Annotated in this window: 18 protein-coding genes; 8 read left to right on the forward strand and 10 right to left on the reverse strand. The window is 64.1% G+C overall.

Translation table 11 applies throughout. The features are described 5' to 3' along the window. Positions 1–33: 33 nt before the first annotated feature. From PV760_RS16935 to PV760_RS16960, 6 genes are all read left to right on the forward strand, one after another. Positions 34–1,680, forward strand: coding sequence for a sensor histidine kinase (locus PV760_RS16935; protein WP_039240744.1), 1,647 nt, complete (start codon positions 34–36; stop codon positions 1,678–1,680). After that, entirely contained in the window at positions 1,677–2,390 is a 714-nt protein-coding gene (locus PV760_RS16940; RefSeq protein WP_018779248.1) for a response regulator, read from the forward strand. Before PV760_RS16935 ends, PV760_RS16940 begins: the two co-directional genes overlap by 4 nt. Positions 2,391–2,462: 72 nt before the next feature. After that, complete coding sequence (locus PV760_RS16945) at positions 2,463–3,104, forward strand: GntR family transcriptional regulator (protein WP_026267373.1); 642 nt, start codon at positions 2,463–2,465, stop codon at positions 3,102–3,104. Between the two features lie 22 nt (positions 3,105–3,126). Then, entirely contained in the window at positions 3,127–4,647 is a 1,521-nt protein-coding gene (locus PV760_RS16950) for an MmgE/PrpD family protein (RefSeq protein ID WP_039240691.1), read from the forward strand. Continuing rightward, positions 4,648–5,553 carry a methylisocitrate lyase gene (gene prpB / locus PV760_RS16955; RefSeq protein ID WP_018779245.1) on the forward strand — a complete coding sequence of 302 codons (906 nt, stop codon included), beginning with the start codon at positions 4,648–4,650 and terminating at the stop codon, positions 5,551–5,553. Positions 5,554–5,630: 77 nt separating this feature from the next. Beyond that, positions 5,631–6,770: a bifunctional 2-methylcitrate synthase/citrate synthase gene (locus PV760_RS16960; RefSeq protein ID WP_354628294.1), complete on the forward strand. Its 1,140-nt coding sequence runs from the start codon at positions 5,631–5,633 to the stop codon at positions 6,768–6,770. Positions 6,771–6,848: 78 nt separating this feature from the next. On the opposite strand, the gene PV760_RS16965 is transcribed toward PV760_RS16960, so the two are convergent. Further along, positions 6,849–7,346: an 8-oxo-dGTP diphosphatase gene (locus PV760_RS16965; protein WP_018779243.1), complete on the reverse strand. Its 498-nt coding sequence runs from the start codon at positions 7,344–7,346 to the stop codon at positions 6,849–6,851. Positions 7,347–7,402: 56 nt separating this feature from the next. Between PV760_RS16965 and PV760_RS16970 the strand changes: the two genes are divergently transcribed. Further along, entirely contained in the window at positions 7,403–8,170 is a 768-nt protein-coding gene (locus tag PV760_RS16970; protein ID WP_354628295.1) for a hypothetical protein, read from the forward strand. 62 nt (positions 8,171–8,232) lie between these two features. On the opposite strand, the gene xerD is transcribed toward PV760_RS16970, so the two are convergent. The 9 genes from xerD to PV760_RS17015 form a co-directional block, all read right to left on the reverse strand. Continuing rightward, positions 8,233–9,192 (reverse strand): site-specific tyrosine recombinase XerD, encoded by a 960-nt coding sequence (gene xerD / locus PV760_RS16975; RefSeq protein WP_275779905.1) that lies wholly within the window; start codon positions 9,190–9,192, stop codon positions 8,233–8,235. A gap of 2 nt (positions 9,193–9,194) precedes the next feature. Beyond that, complete coding sequence (locus tag PV760_RS16980) at positions 9,195–9,857, reverse strand: NUDIX domain-containing protein (RefSeq protein ID WP_064723240.1); 663 nt, start codon at positions 9,855–9,857, stop codon at positions 9,195–9,197. 28 nt (positions 9,858–9,885) lie between these two features. Continuing rightward, a complete protein-coding gene (pyrG, locus tag PV760_RS16985) occupies positions 9,886–11,631 on the reverse strand; it encodes a CTP synthase (RefSeq protein WP_354628296.1) in 1,746 nt (581 codons plus the stop codon). Between the two features lie 144 nt (positions 11,632–11,775). Next, a complete protein-coding gene (gene recN / locus PV760_RS16990) occupies positions 11,776–13,515 on the reverse strand; it encodes a DNA repair protein RecN (RefSeq protein WP_039240684.1) in 1,740 nt (579 codons plus the stop codon). A gap of 3 nt (positions 13,516–13,518) precedes the next feature. Continuing rightward, positions 13,519–14,550 carry an NAD kinase gene (locus PV760_RS16995; RefSeq protein WP_026267372.1) on the reverse strand — a complete coding sequence of 344 codons (1,032 nt, stop codon included), beginning with the start codon at positions 14,548–14,550 and terminating at the stop codon, positions 13,519–13,521. 13 nt (positions 14,551–14,563) lie between these two features. Beyond that, on the reverse strand, positions 14,564–15,376 hold the full coding sequence (locus PV760_RS17000) for a TlyA family RNA methyltransferase (RefSeq protein WP_018779236.1): 813 nt from the start codon (positions 15,374–15,376) through the stop codon (positions 14,564–14,566). Between the two features lie 3 nt (positions 15,377–15,379). Continuing rightward, positions 15,380–15,640, reverse strand: a complete 261-nt coding sequence (locus tag PV760_RS17005; RefSeq protein ID WP_354628297.1) for a hypothetical protein — start codon at positions 15,638–15,640, stop codon at positions 15,380–15,382. 9 nt (positions 15,641–15,649) lie between these two features. Further along, complete coding sequence (locus PV760_RS17010; RefSeq protein ID WP_354628298.1) at positions 15,650–16,636, reverse strand: HAD-IIA family hydrolase; 987 nt, start codon at positions 16,634–16,636, stop codon at positions 15,650–15,652. Beyond that, positions 16,629–17,468, reverse strand: coding sequence for a tetratricopeptide repeat protein (locus PV760_RS17015; RefSeq protein WP_354628299.1), 840 nt, complete (start codon positions 17,466–17,468; stop codon positions 16,629–16,631). The genes PV760_RS17010 and PV760_RS17015 overlap by 8 nt, the downstream gene beginning before the upstream one ends. A 54-nt stretch (positions 17,469–17,522) precedes the next feature. Here PV760_RS17015 and PV760_RS17020 point away from each other — a divergent pair, with 54 nt between their 5' ends. Beyond that, positions 17,523–18,437: a hypothetical protein gene (locus PV760_RS17020; protein ID WP_354628300.1), complete on the forward strand. Its 915-nt coding sequence runs from the start codon at positions 17,523–17,525 to the stop codon at positions 18,435–18,437. Positions 18,438–18,706: the final 269 nt, after the last annotated feature.

The raw sequence follows: 18,706 nt of genomic DNA on the forward strand, positions 1-18,706 counted from the left end.
ACCGTTGCGGTCATATTGGTCATGGAGGTCCATGTGTTTCACAGCTGGAGCATTGCCCGGCGGTTGTTTGTTGCGAACTTGCTGTTCGTCCTGGTGATGACGGCGGTCTTCGGGACCTTTTCGGTGCTGGAAGCCAGGGACCGGGCGTATGACAACGCCGGCGGGCGGATGCTTGCCCTGTCCACGTCGATTGCCAACAACCCCCTCGTGCTGGAGGCGGCCGCCACTGCCAACCCGTCAGAGACGCTCCAGCCGTATGCCCTGAAGGTCATGCACGATGCCGATGCGGACTTCATTACGATCATGGCTCCGGACCGGACGCGGTGGACCCATCCCCGGGCCGAAGAGCTGGGCAAGCCTTACATCGGGACGATCGAGCCTGCCCTGCGCGGAGAGACCTTCACTGAAGTCACTGCGGGAACGCTGGGGCCTTCGGTCCGTACCATTGCACCGGTCAGGGCACCGGACGGATCCATCAAGGCTTTGGTTGCCGCAGGGGTCACGGTCCGCACGGTGGACACCGACGTTGCCGAGCGGTTGGGCGTCATTGGCAGCATTGCCTTGGTGGTGCTGGCATTCGGGTCTTTTGCTGCCTGGCTGCTGGGCCGCTACCTCCGCTCGGTCACCCGCGGTTGGGGGCCGGAACAGCTGGCACAGCTCTTCGCCTACTACGAATCGGTCCTGCACTCAGTACGCGAGGGCCTGATTCTCATCGACACCCACGGCAAGGCCGTGATGTACAACGACCAGGCAGCCGAACTCCTGGGTTTGGAGCCTTCCGACGCCGACAGGTCACCAACGGCGGCGCCAAAGCTGGCGGAGCTGCCGATCGACGGCAGCCTGCGGGCACTGTTCGAATCCGGCAGGGCCGCCCATGACGAAATCCACCTCACCGGCTCCCGCATCCTGGTGATCAACCAGGCCCCGGCGGTCGGACCGGTTCCCGCGCGCAGCCGCCAGAAACCGGCGGTGTATGGGACAGTGGCCACCATCAGGGACCGCACGGAAATCGAATCCCTGGGCACGGAGCTGCAGACCATGAAAACCCTCTCCGATGCTCTGCGCGCCCAGACCCACGAACACGCCAACCGCCTCCACATGATCGTCTCCTTGCTGGAACTGGGCCGGACACCGCAGGCCCTGGACTTCGCCACCAAGGACCTGGAACTCAGCCAGCAACTCACCGATGACATGGTGGCCTCGGTGGATGAACCCGTCATGAGCGCTCTGGTGATGGGCAAGGCCGCCGAAGCTCATGAGCGCGGCGTGGAACTGATTGTCCGGACATCAGGGAGTGGAGGTGTCCGGGGGCTGGAAATCCAGGACCTCGTCACCATCCTGGGTAACCTGCTGGACAATGCGATCGATGCCGCGGCAGCCGGGGATTTCCCCCGCCAAGTGGAAATGGACGTGGACGCCGGTCCTGCCGCTGTCGAATTCACCGTGCGCGATTCGGGCGCCGGCATCGACCCTGAATCGATCGACGACGTCCTGCAGTACGGATTCAGCACCAAGTCGTCGGAGGGAAACTCCCGTGGAGCGCACGGCCGGGGCGTGGGTCTTGCCCTGGTGCGGCAGGCCGTCCAGCGGCTGAACGGTACGATGACCATCAGCAATCCCGGCGGTGCACAGTTCCATGTTGTGCTGCCTTCGCCGGTTCCCGAGGAAGAGAAGGCATGACAGACATCCGCGTCCTGGTTGTAGAGGACGAGCCGATCGCTTCGGATGCCCACTCCGTCTACATCGGCCGCCTGGACGGATTCACCCTGGTGGGAACAGCGCCAGACGGACAATCGGCCCTCCGCATCCTTGGTGAGTTCGCAGCATCAGGCTCCCCCGTGGATCTGGTCCTGCTGGACATGAACCTCCCGGACTTGCATGGGCTGGACGTCGCCCGCCGCATGCGCTCAGCAGGTGTCTTCGCCGACATCATCGCCATCACGGCCGTCCGTGAACTGAACATTGTCCGCAGTGCCGTATCCATCGGCGTCGTGCAGTACCTCATTAAACCGTTCACGTACGCCACCTTCGCGGACAAGCTGCGCAGCTATCGGACATTCCGCGAACAGTTGGCGGGTTCACTGTCCGGGATTTCCAAAGCCGGCGCGTCACAGAGCGACGTTGACCAGGCGTTCGCGAGCCTCCGTGCACCGACGGAACTGCCGCTGCCCAAGGGTCTGTCCGGGTCCACGCTCGAAGCGGTCAAGGAACTGGTGCGGGGGCGCGAGGATCCCATTTCCGCGAGTGAAGTCATGGACGCGCTGGGAATGTCCAGGGTGACCGCCCGCAGGTATCTGGAGTACTTGGCCGACGCCGGAACGGTCACCCGGGCACCGCGGTACGGTACTCCTGGCCGACCGGAGAACGAGTATGGCTGGAACCGCAATTAAGTGAATGTATACAAGGTATCGCTCTCTAGCCCCAATGCTGGCGCGCATGACCTCAATGTATACACTGAGGTCATGCGCGCCAGTGATCGGGCTTACAGGGCCCTCCGGGAAGACATTCTCGAGTGGCGCCTCCGCCCCGGCACCGTCCTCGCTGAGGTCGAGCAGTCCGAACGCCTTGGAGTCTCGCGCACTCCCGTCAGGGAAGCGCTGGGGCGACTCACCGCGGAAGGTCTGACGACGGCGGCGGGCGGCCGCGGCGTCGTCGTCACCGATATCTCGCTGGACAGCATCGACGAACTGTTCGAACTGCGCGAAACCCTGGAGGTAAGGGCCGCTTCCCTCGCCGCGCAACGCGGCGAACCCGGAGTGTTCGCGGAACTGCACGCAGAACTGCTGCTGGCTCCCACGCTGCTGGGCGACGACGATCCCGCCAGGCACGAGTACTACGCCCTGGTGAGCCGTTTGGACGAAGCCATCGACGCCGCGATCTCCAATGTGTACATGGCCAACGCCATGCGAAGCCTCCGCGTCCACCTTGCCCGCGTCCGCCGCCTGGCCGCCGACGACACCGCCAGGCTCCAAGCAGCGGCCGCCGAACATGCCGCCATCGCCGAAGCAATCGCCGTCGCCAACCCGCGCCTGGCCGAAGCCGCCACGATGGTCCACCTGCACCGCAGTCTCACCCACCTCAAAGCCGCTCATTCAGCCGGCTGAACGTCCCACCAGAAGGAGCACCATGGTCAAGTCCAACCACGTCCGTGTTTACAAGTCCGAGGAGAACCTTCCCCGGGAGGAGCAGCTGGCGCACAAGATCGCCGTGGTCGCCGCCGACCCCGTCGAGGTCACCCCGGAGGTCACCGACATGGTGATTAACCGCATCATCGACAACGCTTCCGTTGCCATCGCCTCGCTGAACCGGGCACCGATCGTCGCAGCCCGTGCACAGGCCCTGACGCACGGCCCCTCCGCCAACGGCAAGGGTGCCCACGTCTTCGGCATCACTGAGCAGGTCTCTCCGGAGTGGGCTGCCTGGGCCAACGGCGTAGCCGTGCGCGAACTCGATTACCACGACACGTTCCTGGCCGCCGACTACAGCCACCCGGGCGACAACATCCCGCCGATCCTGGCCGTTGCCCAGCACGTTGGCTCCAACGGCGCTGACTTGGTCCGTGCCATCGCCACCGGCTACGAGATCCAGGTGAACCTGGTCAAGGCCATCTGCCTGCACAAGCACAAGATCGACCACGTCGCCCACCTCGGCCCATCGGCCGCCGCAGGCATCGGCACCTTGCTGGGGCTGGATGTCGAGACGATCTTCCAGTCCGTGGGCCAGGCCCTGCACACCACCACCGCCACGCGCCAGTCCCGCAAGGGCGAGATCTCCACCTGGAAAGCCCATGCCCCGGCGTTCGCAGGCAAGATGGCGATCGAAGCCGTGGACCGCTCCATGCGCGGACAGACTTCACCCGTGCCGATCTACGAAGGCGAAGATGGCGTGATCGCCTGGATGCTCGACGGGCCGGACGCCTCCTACGAGGTCCCGCTGCCGCTGCCCGGTGAAGCCAAGCGCGCCATCCTGGACACCTACACCAAGGAACATTCCGCCGAGTACCAGGCCCAGGCCTGGATCGACCTCGCCCGCAAACTGCACCGCGAGCACCCCGAAACCACCGACCCCGCCAACGTGGAATCGGTGCTGATCAAGACCAGCCACCACACGCACTACGTGATCGGCTCCGGCGCGAACGACCCCCAGAAGTACTCCCCCACGGCATCCCGCGAAACCCTGGACCACTCCATCCCGTACATCTTCACCGTCGCCCTGCAGGACGGCGCGTGGCACCACGTGGACTCCTACGCCCCCGAACGCGCCGCCCGCCCGGACACTGTGGAACTCTGGCACAAGGTCACCACTGTGGAGGACCCGGAATGGACCCGCCGCTACCACTCCCTGGACATCGCGGAAAAAGCCTTCGGCGGCACTGTTGTCATTACACTCACGGATGGGTCGGTTGTCACGGACGAGATCGCCGTAGCCGACGCCCACCCGCTCGGTGCCCGGCCGTTCGCCCGCGAGCAATACATCAACAAGTTCCGCACGCTTGCTGCCGGGCTCGTGGAGGAAGCCGAAATCGAAAGGTTCCTCGCCGCCGTCGAACGCGTCACCGAACTGGGCGAAGGCGAACTGGACCAGCTGAACATCACCGCAGCCCCCGGCGTGATCAACCTCAACAACGCACCCAAGGGACTGTTCTAAATGCTGTACTCCAAAGTCACTCCCGAACAGAAGCGGCTGAAACTCCGGGAACTGCTGGCCTCCGGGACCGTGCAGCAGTTCCCGGGCGCCTTCAACCCGCTCTCGGCCCGGCTCATCGAAGAGAAAGGCTTCGCCGGCGTCTACATCTCCGGCGCAGTCCTCGCCAACGACCTCGGACTGCCGGACATCGGGCTCACTACCCTGACCGAGGTGGCCACCCGGGCAGGGCAAATCGCCCGCATGACCGATTTGCCGTCGCTGGTGGATGCCGACACCGGATTTGGCGAACCGATGAACGTGGCACGCACCATCCAGGAACTCGAAAACGCCGGCCTGGCCGGTTGCCACATTGAGGACCAGTTCAACCCGAAACGCTGCGGACATCTGGACGGCAAGAACGTGGTCGACGTCGACACGGCCGCCAAGCGCATCCGTGCCGCGGCCGACGCCCGACGGGATCCGAACTTCCTCATCATGGCCCGGACCGACATCCGCGCCGTTGAAGGAATCCAGGCAGCACAGGACCGCGCCAAAGCCCTCGTAGACGCCGGCGCCGACGCAATATTCCCTGAAGCCATGGCCACCCTGGACGAATTCCAAGCCATCCGCGACGCCGTGGACGTGCCCATCCTGGCCAACATGACCGAGTTCGGCAAAAGCGAGCTCTTCACCGTCGACCAGCTCCAAGGGGTGGGCGTCAACATGGTCATTTACCCCGTCACGCTCCTCCGCATTGCCATGGGCGCTGCAGAGCGTACTCTGGAATCGATTAAGGCTGCGGGGACCCAAGAAGCGCAAGTGGAAAACATGCTCACGCGTGCGCGCCTCTACGAACTCGTCGACTACGAGGCATACAACCAATTCGATACCGGCGTTTTCAACTTCCAGGTTCCTGGCGTCCGCTAGGTTCCGGATTCATCAAGGGGAACGCAGGCGTTCCGGATCGACCCGGTGCACCTGCACTATGAACGAAGGAGAGCAGCATGGCAGCTGTTGACATCAAAAAGGGCCTTGCCGGCGTCGTGGTGGACTACACCGCCGTCTCGAAGGTCAACCCGGACACCAACTCGCTCTTGTACCGCGGATACCCGGTCCAGGAACTGGCCGCCAAATGCAGCTTCGAAGAGGTCGCCTATCTGTTGTGGAACGGAGAACTGCCCAACGAGGCACAGTTGGCCGAATTCACCGCCCGCGAGCGCGCGGGCCGCGCGCTGGACCCGGTAGTGAAGCAGGTTATCGATGCCCTGCCCACCACAGCACACCCTATGGATGTGTGCCGCACCGCCGCGTCCGTGCTCGGCGCCCGGCACGAGCTGGCCGAGGATTCATCACCCGAAGCCAACATGAAGAAAGCCATCGACCTGTGGGCTGCCATGCCCGCCGTCGTCGCCTACGACCAGCGCCGCCGCCACGGCCAGGAACCCGTGGAACCCCACGAGGACCTGGACTACTCCGCCAACTTCCTGTGGATGACCTTCGGCGAAGAACAAGTGCCCGAGGTAGTGGAGGCTTTCAACGTCTCGATGATTCTCTACGCAGAGCACTCCTTCAACGCTTCGACGTTTACCGCCCGCGTAGTCACCTCCACGCTCTCGGACCTGCACTCGGCTGTCACCGCAGCCATCGGAGCACTCAAGGGCCCGCTGCACGGCGGCGCCAATGAGGCCGTGATGCACACGTTCGACGAAATCGGCATCCGCAGCGAAGAGTCCCTCGAAGAAGCCGCCTCCCGGGCGAAGACGTGGATGGAAGACGCGCTGGCGCAGAAGAAGAAGGTCATGGGCTTCGGGCACCGCGTCTACAAGCACGGCGACTCCCGCGTGCCCACCATGAAGGCCGCACTGGACAAGATGATCGCCCACTACGGACGACCCGAGCTCCTCGGTCTTTACAACGGCTTGGAGCAGGCCATGGACGAGGCCAAGGCCATCAAGCCCAACCTTGACTACCCTGCCGGACCCACGTACCACCTCATGGGCTTCGACACCCAAACCTTCACACCGTTGTTCGTCGCCAGCCGCATCACCGGTTGGACCGCGCACATCATGGAGCAGGTGGCTTCGAACTCCCTGATCCGCCCGCTGAGCGAATACAACGGACCCGAAGAGCGCCACGTTCCGTAAGGCTTTTTGGGCGCCAAAAAGCGGTAAGTACGACGTCGGGCCGGTCACCGAAAGGCGACCGGCCCGACGTCGTACTCTTTAGGCCTCAGGTTCCGCCCACTCCACAGTGTGGACCTCAGCGACATTCTCGTTGTCTGCCGCCAGGTCGACGCGCACGGCGATGCGCTGACCGGAAATCATGGCGGGCAACCAATGCTCGGCATCTGCCCACATCCGCTCCACCGGAAGCCTGCCAACGGGGAACCACGCCGGAGCGATCTCCTCGCTCTCGGAGGGCTCGCCTTCCCAGGCACGGGTGAGGAAGACCGTGGTGGCCATGTTCCATTCGGGCCTGGCCGGAAAAACGAAGTCGACGGTTCCCGCGGGAATCAGGTCATGCGCATGGACCACCACGTTGATTTCTTCCATAACCTCACGGCAGGCGGCCTCGGATGCAGTCTCCCCCACTTCGACGTGTCCGCCTACGCCCACTACTTTTCCCCGGCCAAAGCCGGTCTTCTTGGTGCCGAGAAGTACGTGTCCGCCGTCCGCACCGTCGCGGAGGAGGAAGCACAAAGTCACATGGGCTGCAGTCATGCTGCCTACCTTAACCTGATCTCCCCAGCCGTTGCCGCCATTGCTACAGTGAGCCCATGAGCGAAGGTGGGGGTGAAGCGGGCGCCAAAGCGGCCGCCGTCGATGAGGTTGGCGGGATGCCGTCCACAGCGGAAAGCACCCGGGACGGGACAAGAGTCAAAGGCGCCGAAGCCAAAGCCGAACGGGACGCCTGGCTCCCGCGCTGGCTTGTGGCTCATCCGCTGTACGCCGGGTGGGCGTGGACCGTTCTCTGGGCCGGGCTCATTGTCCTGGACGAAGTGCTGGACCTGGCCGGCTGGACCTGGTATCTGCTGGTCCTGGTTGCTGCCTTGCCGACGCTGATCTCCACGCTGGTGGTGCTGCACGCCACCCCACGGAGCCATCTCCGCGCGGTCGACGCGACCGTGCTCGGACACTTCTTTGTCCGGTTCCTGGCATTGGTGGCTGCCTTCATGGTGTGGGCTGCGTCAGTGGTGATGAGCGCGTCCATCTCCACCACTGTCCAGTCAGTAATCGGCGACTCGGAGAAGGAAGTCACTGCCCTTGGCTTCAACCTCATGCTGGCGGCCGTTCCCCTGGTGCTCTCCGTGCTCTGGATGGCCTTCATCGTGCGGTGTGCCTGGTTCCTGCGGCGGCTGCGCGGTTGGCGGCAGGTGCCGGTCAAGACCAGGGTTCCCAAGAAGTTCCTGCGGGGACGTCCACGGCTGAAGCGCGTGGTGGTGGGACTCGCCCATCCGGGTTTGCTGCTGGTGGCCGGACTGGGAACTTCTTTGTTGGCGCTGTTCGTGGACGCCGTCGAATTGACGCTGAACGTTCTGGAGTAACCTGCTTCCGGCGGAGTGGTTCCAGTAACGGTTTCCAGCCGAGGGTTTCCAGCCGAAGATTACTAGCCGAGCGCCCTGGGGTGGGCCGCTGCGTAAATCTCGCGCAGGGTGTCGGCGGTGACCAGGGTGTAAACCTGTGTGGTGGTCACAGAGGCGTGGCCCAGCAGCTCCTGCACCACCCTTACATCAGCGCCACCCTCCAACAGGTGCGTGGCGAACGAGTGCCTCAGCGTGTGCGGCGAGACATCCTTGGTGATGTTCGCCCTCTCGGCCGCCGTTTTCAGAATGGTCCATGCGCTTTGCCGGCTGATCCGGCCTCCCCGGGCATTGAGGAACAGCGCCGGGGTGCCTTTGCCCTTGGAGGCAAGCAAGGGCCGACCCCGGACGACATAAGCTCCGACGGCGCGAGCACCGTATGACCCCAGCGGCACCAACCGTTCCTTGGAACCTTTGCCAAACAACCGTACGATCGCCGGACCGGCTTCAGGGTTTTCCAACGAGACATCGTCCACGTCCAGCCCGACGGCCTCGCTGATGCGGGCTCCGGTGGAGTATAGGAACTCAAGAAGCGCCCGGTCCCTGAGCCCTGTGGCCGTGTCCGAACCTGCAGCCTCCAGGATCCGCGTCACTTCTCCTACGCTGATGGCTTTCGGAAGCCGTTTGCCCGGCATAGGCGGGTGGACATCGCTGGCGGGGTCCGCCGTCGTAGTCCCTTCCAAGGCCCAAAACTTGTGAAGTCCGCGGACGGCAACCACGGTGCGTGCCGCTGAACGGACGCCCAGAACGGCGCCTCCGTCCGAACCGTCGGACAACGCCTGGACGAAAGCTGTCACATGATGGCGTGTGATGTCGACTGGCCGCTCCACCCCCTGCGCTGCAAGGAAATTGGAGTATCGGGCCAGGTCCCGGCGGTAGGCAGCCAAGGTGTTCGCCGCCAGGCCGCGCTCCACGCCAACGTGCTGCAGGTAATCCGTTACCGCACGGTCAATCCCGTTGATGGGTCGGGCAGCGGCTTCGGTCATGCTCAGCGCTGGCTCGGGTGTGCCGGCCACGGCGCGTTGGCAGGGCGGAGGCTGGTGAATCCGTCGGCCTTCGCTGCTGCGGCGGCAAGGATGCCCAGCACCGCGGAGGGGTTGTGCAGGCGCCCCTCAAGGACGGCCTTGACCGCTTCTTCCAGCGGAACCCAGTGGAGTTCGATCTCCGCTTCCTCGTCCGTACGGACGTGGCGCTCGGCCTCGGGAACATCCCGCAGCCCGCGCGCCAGGTAGATGCGGACTGCCTCGCTGGAGGAGCCAGGCGAGTTGAAGAAGTCGACCAGGACATTCCACGTCGCCGCCACAAGGTCAGCTTCCTCGGCAAGTTCCCTGGCAGCACCCACCACGAAATCCTCACCCTCCACGTCCAGCAAACCGGCCGGTATCTCCCAGAGGTCCATGCCCACAGGGTGACGGTATTGCTTCAACAGCAGGATTTCCCCGTCGACGTTCATGGGAAGCACCGCTACTGCACCTGGGTGGTCGATGTAGTCGCGGACCAGGGTGTTCGTGCCCTCACTGAGTTGGAACGAGTCACTGACCACGTCCCAGATGCGTCCTTCGTAAACCTTGCTGGTAGACAAAAGACGGCGCGGGCTCGGCATGTCCGAAACCTGCCTTGATGTGCGGGGGGTTTCAGAAATACCGGGCATCGCGCCGTCCTTCGTTAGTGCTTGCTGTTTACTTGGCTGCTACCGTGCGGTCGCCGGTCTTGGTGGCAACGGGGGCTCCTTCACGACGCTCGAGCGCAGCCTTCACCAGACCTGCGAACAGCGGGTGCGGGCGCGTCGGGCGTGAGCTGAGCTCCGGGTGCGCCTGGGTTGCCACGTAGTACGGGTGGACTTCGCGGGGAAGCTCCACGTACTCCACCAGCTTGCCGTCAGGAGACGTACCGGAGAAGACCAGTCCTTCCGCGGCGATCTGGTCACGGTACTTGTTGTTGACCTCGTAGCGGTGGCGGTGGCGTTCGCTGACCGTTGTGGCGCCGTAGGTCTCGGCAATGACCGAGCCCTCGTCCAGCTTGGCTTCGTAAAGGCCAAGGCGCATGGTGCCGCCCAGGTCTCCCTTGCCATCGACAATGTCCAGCTGCTCTTCCATGGTGGCGATGACCGGGTACTTGGAATCGGGTTCGAACTCGCTGGAGGAAGCGCCCTCAAGGCCAACCACGTTACGGGCGTACTCGATGACCATGCACTGCAGGCCGAGGCACAGGCCCAGGACCGGAAGCTTGGATTCGCGGGCGAACTTCAAAGCACCCAGCTTGCCTTCAAGCCCACGGATGCCGAAGCCGCCGGGAACACAGATGGCGTCGACGCCGGCCAGGGACTTTGTAGCACCGGCCAGGGTCTCGCACTCATCCGAAGGTACCCAGCGGATCTTGACCTTTGCCTCGTTGGCGAAACCACCGGCGCGGAGGGCTTCGGTCACCGAGAGGTACGCGTCGGGCAGGTCGATGTACTTGCCCACCAAAGCGATCTCGACTTCGTGCTTGGGGTTGTGGACAGCTTCAAGCAGCTTGTCCCACTTGCTCCAGTCGACATCCTTGAACGGCAGGTCCAGCGCACGGACGATGTAGGAATCCAGGCCCTGGGAGTGCAAGGTCTTGGGGATGTCGTAGATGCTGGGTGCGTCTGCGGCGTTAACCACAGCGTCGATGTCGACGTCGCACATGCGGCCGATCTTCTCGCGCATTGCTTCGGGGACTTCACGGTCCGAACGGATCACGATGGCTTCAGGCTGGATACCGATCGAACGGAGGGCCGCCACGGAGTGCTGCGTCGGCTTGGTCTTCAGTTCCTGGGAGGGGCCGATGTACGGCACCAGGGAAACGTGCAGGAAGAAGACGTTGTTGCGTCCCACATCCTGGCGGACCTGACGGGCCGATTCCAGGAACGGCTGGGATTCGATGTCGCCCACGGTGCCACCGATTTCGGTGATGATGACGTCCGGAGCGTTCTTGCCTTCGGCAGGAAGGCGCATGCGGCGCTTGATTTCATCCGTGATGTGCGGGATGACTTGGACAGTGTCTCCCAGGTATTCGCCGCGGCGTTCCTTGGCGATAACGGTGGAGTAGATCTGGCCGGTTGTGACATTGGCCGAACCTTCGAGGTTTTCATCGAGGAAGCGCTCGTAGTGTCCGATGTCGAGGTCGGTTTCGGCGCCGTCATCCGTCACGAATACTTCGCCGTGCTGGAAGGGGTTCATCGTGCCCGGATCCACGTTCAAGTAGGGATCGAGCTTCTGCATAGTTACAGACAAACCGCGTGCCCGCAGCAGGTGGCCGAGGCTGGAAGCCGTCAGACCCTTACCGAGCGAGGACGCCACACCACCGGTGACGAAGATGTGTTTGGTCGTCTTGGACGAGCCCGGGAACCGGGAATTTACACGGGAATTTGATCGCTGCACCACGGAATTCGAGCTTATCATCAATTACGCCTTCCAAGCGTCCTGTTCGGATTCCCCAAATGGTCAATGGTTGCCCAGGACCGCGTTCCAATCAAGAGCCGGGCGGCCAAAAGCCTCTTGATGTGATGGTGCTCGCATCGCGTTTCGCACCGCACCGCTGCGGCATCAGGCACTCTGAGGCAGGAGCTTCGCATCATCCAGCAATTCCTGGGCGTGGGCTTGCGCGGACTCGGAATCTTCCTGGCCTGCCAGCATGCGCGCCAGCTCCTTGACGCGTTCGTCGTCGCTGAGGAGCTGAACGTCGCTGGAAGTGAAGCCGGTGGCCGTCTTGCCGTCCGAACCCCGCACCGAGGTCTTGGTGACACGGATGTGCTGGTCGGCGAAAGCTGCCACTTGCGGCAGATGGGTGACCACCAGCACTTGGACGTGCCGTGCCAGCATGGCGAGCCGACGGCCGATTTCGACGGCGGCGCGGCCGCCCACGCCTGCGTCCACCTCATCGAAGACGAAGGTCGGGACCGGGTCCACGGCGGCCAGGACAACCTCGATCGCCAACATGACCCGGGACAGTTCACCTCCGGAGGCTCCTTTGCCCAGCGGACGGGCAGGAGCCCCCGAGTGCGGCTGCAGGAGGAAAGCGATCTCGTCGGTTCCCCAAGGGCCCAGTGAATCGGTGCTGTCCACTTCGATCACCAGGGTTGCATCGGCCATGGCCAGTGCCTTGAGCTCCGCACTCACGCGTCCGGACAGGTCCTTGGCGGCCTTGGCACGTGCCTTGCTGATAGCCGCCGCCTGCTTGCGGAGCGCCACCTCAGTGGAGGCCACCTCGGCGTCGAGGGATTCGATACGGCTGGAGTCATCCTGAAGCTCGTCCAAGCGGGTCCGGGCTGCGGCGGCCCACTCAAGTACCTCGTCAATGCTGGGCGCATACTTGCGAATCAGCTTGGCGAGGGCCGCGCGGCGGTCCTCGATTTCGGAAAGGCGTTCAGGGCCTTCCGTATCAAGCGCTGCCTGGTAGCTGGAAAGCTCCGCTGCAATGTCGTTGAGAAGGAAGCCCACCTCGGCCAGCCGTGCAGCAGCGGAGCGCAGCTCTTCATCGTGGTCGGCAACATGCTCCAGCGTCCGCTTCGCCGCATCCACCATGGTGGTGGCATCTCCCGACTCACCGAATTCCTCGGCAATGAGCGACTCGTGGGCCGCTGCTGCAGCAAGCCTTAGTTCTTCGACGTTGGCCAGCTTCACGGCTTCGGCCTTGAGGGTCTCGTCCTCGCCCGGCTGCGGATCCACCTCGTCGATCTCCTTGAGGGCCGCGTCCAGCGATTCGGCCTCGCGCAAGCGTTCGCGGGCTTCCCTCCGCAAAGTCTCCAGCTCCGACTGGATCGCTTTCCAGTGGTTGTACTTCTCCTGGTACTCTCCCAGGATTTTGGCCAGGGGCGCTCCGGCAAAGCGGTCCAAAGCGTGACGCTGTGCCGTCGCGCTCTTCAACCGGATCTGGTCCGATTGGCCGTGGACCACCACCAGGCTCTCCCCCAGTTCGGCCAGCACCCCTACCGGTGCCGCGCGCCCGCCAACGTACGCACGGCTGCGTCCATCCGCGCCCACCGTGCGTGCCAGCAGGAGTTCAGCCACGCCGTCGAACTCCTCGGCGTCTCCCCCCGCGTCCTTGGCCCGCTGCACAGCACTGTGCGCGGGATCAAGCTTCAACACGGCCTCAGCCGACGCGGACTTGGCGCCACTCCGGACGGCCCCGGCATCCGATCGGGCACCTAGAAGGAGCCCGACGGCGGTCACCACCATGGTCTTGCCGGCACCGGTCTCGCCGGTGACGACGCTGAGGCCAGGGCCCAGCGGCAGGGCAGCGTCAGTGATGACGCCCAGGTCACGGATTCGGAGTTCTTCAAGCATGGTTCACTTCGCATTCGTGGGGTCGGAAGGTTCACCGTCCTGGGGACTGTCAACATCCCGCGGACTGGGCAAGGGAGCCGGCGACAAGGTCCGGATCACAGGGATGGGACCTGTGTGGACTTCGCCGCTCCGGGGGGCCGGACCACGCCAGCCATGGATCGGAAGCTCGAACTTACGCACGAGCCTGGCCGAGAACGGCGTCTTGTGGGTGCGGGCAAGCCGCACCGGAGTAGCTGATCGGGTTACCTCCACCCGGGCACCGGGCGGCAGATCCACTGAGCGCCGCCCATCGCACCAGAGAACACCCAGGGCATCCGTGCGGTTCATGATTTCAACGGCCAGCTTGGAGCGCGGAGAGACCACCAGGGGCTTGGCGAACAGTGCGTGTGCGCTGATGGGGACAATCACGAGCGCTTCAACTTCCGGCCACACCACGGGTCCGCCCGACGAGAAAGCGTAGGCAGTGGACCCGGTGGGGGTAGCCATCACCACGCCATCACAGCCGAAGGACGTCAGGGGACGCTCGTCCACTTCCGTCACCACCTCCAGCATCCGCTCCCGGTTGGCTTTCTCGATGGCTGCCTCGTTCAAAGCCCACGTGTGCCAGATCTTTTGACCCTTGATCCACACCTGGACATCGATGGTCATGCGCTCTTCCACCGTGTATTGGCGGCTCGCGATCCACTCCACCGTCTGGGCGAGGTCAGCCCGTTCGCTTTCGGCCAGGAAGCCCACATGCCCAAGGTTCACCCCAAGCAGAGGGACGTCGACCTCGCGGACCAGCTCAGCGGCGCGCAGGATAGTGCCATCGCCACCCAGGACCATGACAAGTTCCACGTCCTCCAAGCTGACGTGGTCGTTCAAAATCTCAATCGGGGTGTCCAAAGCACCGAAAAACCGCTCGATGTCTGCAAGTTCGGACTTCTGCAGCACAGGAACCAAACCTGACGAGTGCAATTGCGTACAGGCATCCCATGCAGCGCGGAGCGATTCCTCCCGCCCAGTGTGGGCAAGGACAAGTACACGCCTGCTCATCGGGTTCTGCTTTCTAGTGGTTTGGCCAGAGGTTCTTCAACAAGGCAGCTACGTGCTGGTCCCGCTCTTCGATCTTAGGCAACGCAGCCGACATCCGGCGCGTCATCCACAGGAAGTATTCAACATTTCCGTCCTGGCCCGGCAACGGACTGGCCGCAAGGCCCCGTAGATCCAACCCCGAATCAACCGCAGCCCGGGCAACCTGGGCAACAGCCCGGCGTCGTTCATTGTCGGAAGAAACAACGCCGGTCCGGCTCAGCCGCTCCTTGCCGACCTCGAACTGGGGCTTGACCATGAGGACCAGATCACCGCCTGGATCAGTGCAGTACGCCAGGGGCGCCACCACCAGCGTCAGCGAGATGAAGGACAGGTCCGCGACAGTCAGCGCGGCCGTGCCGCCGATCTGCTCCGGGGTCATGTACCGGACGTTGAGGCCCTCATGGACTTCCACGCGCGGATCGTCCCGAAGGTGCGGCACCAGTTGTCCGTGCCCGACGTCGACCGCCACAACCTGCGCTGCACCTTGCCGGAGCAGCACGTCGGTGAAACCACCGGTGGAGGCACCGGCGTCGAGACACCGCTTCCCTGCCACCGCGACGGCGGGAAAGGCCTCCAGCGCGCCGGCCAGTTTGTGACCGGCACGGCTGGCGTAGATGTCTTCGAGATGGGCCTCGACGGAAAGCTCCGTCTCAGCGTCGACCTGCAGGGCTGCCTTGGCGAGGACGCTGCCGGACGAGCTGACCTTGCCATCGCTGATGAGCTTGGCCGCATGGGTACGGGACCTCGCCAGCCCGCGGGTGACAAGTTCCTGATCGAGTCGTGCCATGCGTTAGCTGTCGCCTTCCGGGGTGATGGGCCTCGGCGCGGCAGGGAGTCCAGGTTCCGCGTCCAAAGCCGCCGAGAGGGAGTCGTGAATTCCGGCGTACAGTTCACCGTGCTCTGCTATGGGTGCTTCCCGGACTCCTTCGAGCAAGCCGAGGGCCCTGTCGACGAGTGCGTCGCCGGTGGTCTCGGAGTCGTCAGGCCACTGGATGTCGCGGGTTTCGGGCTCGGGCGTCCCGGGCTCGGGTGAACTGTTCGGCACGGTCATCGCACCAGTCTAGTTAGTTCGCCATTCCAGCTGCGGCGCCTGCGCTGTCGACGCGTACGGGACAGCTGCCCACCATGCCGCGCACGCGGCGCGCCATGCGTCGAGATCGCCCTCTTCGCCGGTCACCGTCACCGTGCCGCCATCAGCAACCGCCGACGCGGACCCGCAACGGAACGAGCCGCCGTCGTCGATAATTCCGGGATACGGAGCGTAGAGGTCCTCGAGGTTCGCCAGCAGGTAGTCGGGACGCTCATCTGTCCTTGCAGCCAGGATGGTGTGCTTGGTGTCAACACCGGTGAGGACGGCCGCCGTCGCATATCCTGCACGGTTCCCGCCCAGGATGTCAGTGTCCAGACGGTCGCCCACCACCAGTGGCCGGTCCGCCTTGAGTCGCTTGGCTGCCGCATGGAACAACGGCGCTTCCGGCTTCCCCGCCACCAACGGGGACTTCCCTGTGGCAGCAGCGACGGCGGCAACGAGGGTTCCGTTGCCCGGCGCCATGCCGCGTGCCTGAGGAATGGACATGTCCGTGTTGGTGGCCAACCACATGGCTCCCCCGGCCACCACGTACGACGCCTCGGCCAGATCCTTCCAGCCGATGTCCGGGTTGAACCCCTGGACGACAGCAACCGGAGACTCAGCGGCACTGTGCACCGGTTTGAGTCCCACCAATTCGATCTCATGGGCCAACGCCGCACTGCCTGTGATGAGGACATGCGCCCCCGCGGGAAGCAGGGAAGCCAGGAGCTCCCCGGCTGCCTGCGAGGAACTGACTACCTGATGGTCCTCAGCCGGCGCACCGAGCTCACGCAGATGCGCGGCGACCTGGGCGGGGGTCCTGGATGCGTTGTTGGTGACATAACCCAGACCAACCCCGACGGACGCCAGCCGCTGCAGCGCTTCGATGGCGCCCGGAATGGCGTGCGGTCCAGCGTAGACCACGCCATCCAGGTCCGACAGGACAGCATCAAACCTCGAGATCAGTGAATCAGCCATGCTGGGAGTCGGTACCCTCGTTGTCTGCTTCCTTGTGCTCTTCCTCGTCCTCGACGGAATCAACGTCCGACTCGGCGTCATCCGACTCGAAGTAATCCGACTCAGCGTCATCAAGTTCAACCTCGTCGTGCTCAACATCAGCCGCTGCGGCTTCCACGATGACCGTTTCCGTTTCTGCTGTCGCGGCTTCTGCTGTCGCGGCTTCTGCCGTTGCGACGTCGGCCTCCGGGGCCGGCGTCTTGAAGCGCGGCCTGCGTTCGGCTTCTTCTTCCTGCTCATCCCAGCCGAGGTCAAGAATCTCAGGCTCAGCGAAATCGCCAACGCCCAAAGCATTCTCGGCCACGAGGGCCTGACGGGCCCACTTGTCGGCTTCCTCAGTACGGCCAACAGCGCTCAGTGCCTCAGCGTAAGCACGGAAGAGACGGGGGCTGTAGGAGAACGCCCGGTTGATGTCCAACTGCGGGATCTCAAGCTCGCTGACAGCAGCGTCCAATTGATTCAGGTCCGTGCGTGCACCGGACGCGACAATCGCCAGCTCCACCTTGCCCGGAGCGTCAAGATCCTGGGCTTCGGGCGAGCGGACCATATCCAATGCACGGTCCGGGCGGCCGAGGCCACGTTCGCAGTCGGCCATCACCGGCAGGTGTACGTTGGATCCACTGATACGGCGGTAGGTACGGAATTCACGCAGTGCCTCGCCATAGTGGCCGGCAGCGTAGGCCGTCAGACCCACAGCTTCACGGACAGCCGAGAGACGGCCACCGCGGCGGCTTGCAGCCAGGGCGTGCTGGAACGCAAGCTCCGGTTCAATGTCTATCAGGCGGCCGGCCATGACCAGGTGCTTTGCAACCCAGCCTGCGCTCTGCTCTTCAAGGGTCTTGATCTGGTGACCTGTGGCACGGTCGAGTTCCTTGCCCGTGACGTCGTCATCGATCTCGGGGGAACGTTCGCGGTCAGGACGGTTTGCGCTGCGGATGTCCTTGGCGTTGGGGACCCGCGCAGGACGCTCTTCCCAGGAATTGCCGCGGTCACTGCCGAAGGAGCGACGCTCACCATCACGGGCCGGGCGCACGGGACGGTCACCACGGTCGGGGCGGTCACCACGGGCGGGGCGGTCACCACGGTCGGGGCGGTCGCCGAAAGGCTTGCGGTCACCGAAGGGCTTGCGGTCACGGTCGCCGCCGAAGGAACGACGCTCACCATCACGGGCCGGACGGTCACCGAAAGGCTTGCGGTCTCCACGATCGTTGTTGAAGGGACGGCGGTCATCGCCATCACGACGAGGACCGTCAAAGTTCCGCGGGCCGCGCTCGGGGCGGTCACCGAAAGGCTTGCGGTCACGGTCGCCACCGAAGGAACGACGCTCACCATCACGGGCCGGACGGTCACCGAACGGACGACGTTCGCCGTCACGGGCCGGACGGTCACCACGATCACCAAACGGCTTTCGATCACGATCCCCACCGAACGAACGACGCTCACCATCACGGGCCGGACGGTCACCACGGTCGTTGTTGAAAGGACGACGCTCACCATCACGGGCCGGACGGTCACCACGGTCGTTGTTGAAAGGACGACGCTCACCATCACGAGCCGGACGATCGTTGCTGTCCCGGTTTTCCCTGGAACGGAATCCGCGAGGATCTCCGCCGGAATTGTTGTTGGGGCGGTACGAACCGCGGTCGTCCCGGTTCCCGCCGAAGTTTCCGCGATTGCCGCCGCGATTGCCGCCGTTGTGCTCAGCCATGGTGGATTCCTCCTGTTGCGAGCCGACCACTGGCGCGTGCGTAGTCGCTCATAACCCTTATTTCGTTGTCACGCCGCCGGCAGCCCGAAGCTCCCGACTCGTATATCTCATTCAATTCTATTCGACCCCGCCATCAGTCCCGAACGTGGAACCCCGATTTGGGGCACCCGTGGCAAGTCTCACAAGCACGAAGGCCCACAGGAACTGCCATGAGAGGGCAGGGCCGGTGCTTGTGTGGGGCCTGACTGGTTTGTTAAATGGAAGAGCCCCAACCGTGGTTGGGGCTCTTCGTTAATGGTTGTCCGGCGGTGTCCTACTCTCCC

This window comes from Paenarthrobacter sp. CC6 (assembly GCF_040560085.1).
In the GTDB taxonomy this organism is placed as follows: domain Bacteria; phylum Actinomycetota; class Actinomycetes; order Actinomycetales; family Micrococcaceae; genus Arthrobacter; species Arthrobacter nicotinovorans.

What these genes read in the sequence shown, in the direction of transcription:
- xerD (WP_275779905.1), bottom strand. Translation starts at nt 9,192, where the DNA reads ATGACCGAAGCCGCTGCCCGACCCATCAACGGGATTGACCGTGCGGTA.
- PV760_RS17010 (WP_354628298.1), bottom strand. Translation starts at nt 16,636, where the DNA reads ATGGCTGATTCACTGATCTCGAGGTTTGATGCTGTCCTGTCGGACCTG.
- PV760_RS16940 (WP_018779248.1), top strand. Translation starts at nt 1,677, where the DNA reads ATGACAGACATCCGCGTCCTGGTTGTAGAGGACGAGCCGATCGCTTCG.
- recN (WP_039240684.1), bottom strand. Translation starts at nt 13,515, where the DNA reads ATGCTTGAAGAACTCCGAATCCGTGACCTGGGCGTCATCACTGACGCT.
- PV760_RS17015 (WP_354628299.1), bottom strand. Translation starts at nt 17,468, where the DNA reads ATGGCCGGCCGCCTGATAGACATTGAACCGGAGCTTGCGTTCCAGCAC.
- pyrG (WP_354628296.1), bottom strand. Translation starts at nt 11,631, where the DNA reads ATGATAAGCTCGAATTCCGTGGTGCAGCGATCAAATTCCCGTGTAAAT.
- PV760_RS16970 (WP_354628295.1), top strand. Translation starts at nt 7,403, where the DNA reads ATGAGCGAAGGTGGGGGTGAAGCGGGCGCCAAAGCGGCCGCCGTCGAT.
- PV760_RS16980 (WP_064723240.1), bottom strand. Translation starts at nt 9,857, where the DNA reads ATGCCCGGTATTTCTGAAACCCCCCGCACATCAAGGCAGGTTTCGGAC.
- PV760_RS17005 (WP_354628297.1), bottom strand. Translation starts at nt 15,640, where the DNA reads ATGACCGTGCCGAACAGTTCACCCGAGCCCGGGACGCCCGAGCCCGAA.
- PV760_RS16945 (WP_026267373.1), top strand. Translation starts at nt 2,463, where the DNA reads ATGCGCGCCAGTGATCGGGCTTACAGGGCCCTCCGGGAAGACATTCTC.
- PV760_RS16965 (WP_018779243.1), bottom strand. Translation starts at nt 7,346, where the DNA reads ATGACTGCAGCCCATGTGACTTTGTGCTTCCTCCTCCGCGACGGTGCG.
- PV760_RS16960 (WP_354628294.1), top strand. Translation starts at nt 5,631, where the DNA reads ATGGCAGCTGTTGACATCAAAAAGGGCCTTGCCGGCGTCGTGGTGGAC.
- PV760_RS17000 (WP_018779236.1), bottom strand. Translation starts at nt 15,376, where the DNA reads ATGGCACGACTCGATCAGGAACTTGTCACCCGCGGGCTGGCGAGGTCC.
- PV760_RS16950 (WP_039240691.1), top strand. Translation starts at nt 3,127, where the DNA reads ATGGTCAAGTCCAACCACGTCCGTGTTTACAAGTCCGAGGAGAACCTT.
- prpB (WP_018779245.1), top strand. Translation starts at nt 4,648, where the DNA reads ATGCTGTACTCCAAAGTCACTCCCGAACAGAAGCGGCTGAAACTCCGG.
- PV760_RS16995 (WP_026267372.1), bottom strand. Translation starts at nt 14,550, where the DNA reads ATGAGCAGGCGTGTACTTGTCCTTGCCCACACTGGGCGGGAGGAATCG.